The 3249-nt window shown below is 66.9% G+C and carries 3 protein-coding genes; 2 read left to right on the top strand and 1 reads right to left on the bottom strand.

Annotated features, from left to right (window positions below):
• The coding region (locus LQR33_RS24075; RefSeq protein ID WP_231470756.1) for a sigma-54-dependent Fis family transcriptional regulator at positions 1-942 on the bottom strand (942 nt) is incomplete at its 3' end.
• Positions 943-1208: 266 nt separating this feature from the next.
• Between LQR33_RS24075 and adh the strand changes: the two genes are divergently transcribed.
• Positions 1209-2711 carry an aldehyde dehydrogenase gene (adh, locus tag LQR33_RS24070; protein WP_021475407.1) on the top strand — a complete coding sequence of 501 codons (1503 nt, stop codon included), beginning with the start codon at positions 1209-1211 and terminating at the stop codon, positions 2709-2711.
• A 282-nt stretch (positions 2712-2993) separates the two neighbouring features.
• Positions 2994-3249, top strand: a 256-nt coding sequence (locus LQR33_RS24065; protein WP_231470755.1) for a methyltransferase domain-containing protein, incomplete at its 3' end; no start/stop codon positions are given.

Raw genomic sequence — 3249 nt, 5'->3', positions numbered from 1 at the left:
CGGCGTGCCGGCGGCGGGCGCGCTTGGCTTGGGGAGCGGGAGCGGCGGCGGGCGCAGCCGGGCCGACAGCCGGTGGTGGCCTAACGCCAGCAGGCCGGCGGCCGGGCCATGGCGGTCCAGCCAGTGTTCCAGGCTCTGGCCGAACAGCGCGGCGAAATGGCGCGGCTGCCAGGCGTCCGGCTCCAGCCCGCACAGCGCGAGGCCGGCGCGGTTGGCCGCCAGCAGCCGGCCATCGCCGTCGAATACCAGCTGGCTGGCTGCCGGGCTGCCCAGCCAGCGCGGATCGGCGTGCAGCGTGAGCCGCCAGCCGTGGCGCGCGGCCTCTTCCAATTGGCGCGCTTCGATTTGCGCGCGCGCGGCGTGCAGCGCCAGCCGCTGCGCGTCGCCCAGCTTGCGGCCGGGGCCGCTGATGTCGAGCACGCCAAGCAATTGGCCCTGGGGGCCGAGCAGCGGGCAGGCGGCGCAGCTGAGCGCCCGGTTGCGCTCCAGATAGTGCTCGGCGCCGCGCACCAGCACGCTATCGGCCGCGGCCAGCGCGGTGCCGATGGCGTTGGTGCCGCGCGCGGCCTCGCTCCAGTCCATGCCCGGCGTCAGCGCCAGCCGCTCGGCCTTGTCGAGAAAGCCGATGTCCCCGGCCTGGTCCAGCACCAGGCCCCTCCGGTCGGCCACCACCAGCGCCAGGCCGCCGGCCGACACCTGCTCGTACAGCCCGGCCAGCGCCGGCCGCGCCGGCTCCAGCCAGTCGGCGCTGGCATCGCGCCGGTCGCGCAGCTCGCCGTCGGTCAATCGGTCGCCGCCGCGGCCGCCGGCGGACAGGCCCAGGCCCTGGCAGCGTTGCCAGGAGTGCAGGATGGACGGCGGCAACGCCTGGCCGGGCAGCGGCTGGCCGGCGAAAAAGCGGCGTCGGATCTCGTCCAGCGGCAAGCGGGCGGTGGGTTTCATGCGCGGCTCCGGCAGGGTGTCGCGCGGCGGCGGGACAGCTGTGCCGATGCGCGACAGTTTCGGTGGGGAATGCAGCCGATTATGGCCGTTTCGGCCAAGCAGGCAAGCGGCTGATTTTCCAGTTGTTTGTTGCGCCGCGGCATGCGGAGACCGAACACCCGGACTGGTCTGGCTTGGCGCGATGCTGCCATGCAATGCGGATAATGGCTGGCATGGGACTTGCGCAACAAACAGTTCGCAGAAGCCACCACACCGAGGAGACCGCAATGCAACTCAAGCCAGGATTCGAACTGAAATCGCGTTACGCCAACTACATCGGCGGCCGCTGGGTGCCGCCGGTCAATGGCCGCTACTTCGAGAACGTGACGCCGATCACCGGCCAGCCGTTGTGTGAGATTCCGCGTTCGGACGAGCAGGACGTGGAGCTGGCGCTGGATGCCGCCCATGCTGCCCGCTACGCCTGGGGCCACACCCCGGTGACCGAGCGCGCCATCGTGCTGAACAGGATCGCCGACCGGATGGAGGCCAATCTGGCCCTGCTGGCCGAGGTGGAAACCTGGGACAACGGCAAGCCCATCCGCGAGACTCGAGCCGCCGACATTCCGCTGGCGATCGACCACTTCCGCTATTTCGCCTCCTGCGTGCGCGCGCAGGAAGGCAGCCTGGGCGAGATCGACGCCAACACCGTGTCCTACCATTTCCACGAGCCGCTGGGCGTGGTCGGCCAGATCATTCCGTGGAACTTCCCCATCCTGATGGCGGCGTGGAAGCTGGCGCCGGCGCTGGCCGCCGGCAACTGCGTGGTGCTGAAGCCGGCCGAGCAGACGCCGCTGTCCATCCTGGTGCTGATGGAGTTGATCGGCGATTTGCTGCCGCCGGGCGTGCTCAATGTGGTCAACGGCTTCGGCGTCGAGGCCGGCAAGCCGCTGGCCAGCTCCAAGCGCATCGCCAAGATCGCTTTCACCGGCGAAACCGGCACCGGCCGGCTGATCATGCAGTACGCCAGCCAGAACCTGATCCCGGTGACGCTGGAGCTGGGCGGCAAGTCGCCGAACATCTTCTTCGGCGACGTCGCCGCGAAAGACGACGCCTTCCTCGACAAGGCGATCGAGGGCTTCGTGATGTTCGCGCTGAACCAGGGCGAGGTGTGCACCTGCCCCAGCCGCGCGCTGATCCACGAATCGATCTACGACCGCTTCATGGAAAAGGCGTTGGCCCGCGTCGCGGCGATCAAGCAGGGCAATCCGCTGGATCCGGCGACGATGATAGGCGCGCAGGCGTCGCAGGAGCAGATGGACAAGATTCAGAGCTATCTGGCCATCGGCCGCGACGAGGGCGCCAAGCTGCTGGCCGGCGGAGGACGCGCTCAACTGGACGGCGACCTGGCTGGCGGCTTCTATATCCAGCCCACCGTGTTCCACGGCCACAACAAGATGCGCATCTTCCAGGAGGAGATCTTCGGCCCGGTGGTGTCGGTCACCACTTTCAAGGATCGCGACGAGGCGCTGGCGATCGCCAATGACACGCTGTACGGCCTTGGCGCCGGCGTGTGGACGCGCGACATGAACACCGCCTTCTTCATGGGCCGCCACATCGAGGCCGGCCGGGTGTGGACCAACTGTTATCACGCCTACCCGGCGCATGCCGCATTCGGCGGCTACAAACAGTCGGGCATCGGCCGCGAGACGCACAAGATGATGCTGGAGCATTACCAGCAGACCAAGAACCTGCTGGTCAGCTATGGCGAGGACAAGCTGGGCTTCTTCTGAGCGAGGCGTCCGCCGCGAGATTGAATTGGTTTTTACGCCCCGCCGGTTTTTGCCGGCGGGGCGTTTTTTTGGGAACAGCCCGGCAGGGGATCGAAGAGACAGGTTTGACGACCTGATTTTGATACGGCATTTGGCGGGATGAATTATCGATTACGGCTAGAGTCTGTATTCAAATATTATTTATATAATGAAATACATTTATTATTTACGTAATGATGTTGATGAAATAGCATTTTCCTGGCGTGTTATGCTGATTGAGTGTTTGATGGCGAGGACGCGGGAATGAATCGGGATGACGATGGCTACGCGGAGCGCGTGGCGTTCTACGATACGGTTTACGAGCAGCCGGAGCGGGCGTTGGATCTGGCCTGGCTGCGACGCTGGCTGCCGCAGCAGTATTTCGGCCGCAGGGTGCTGGAGCTGGCTTGCGGCAGCGGCTACTGGACGCAGTATCTGGCGCCGGCGGCGCGCGCCTATCTGGCGTTGGACGTGTCGCCCGGCGCGCTGGCGCTGGCCGGGCAGCGGCCCGGCGTGGGCG

This window comes from Chromobacterium piscinae (assembly GCF_021129175.1).
In the GTDB taxonomy this organism is placed as follows: Bacteria; Pseudomonadota; Gammaproteobacteria; order Burkholderiales; family Chromobacteriaceae; genus Chromobacterium; species Chromobacterium piscinae.
This window is presented reverse-complemented; position numbering and strand designations above follow the sequence as displayed.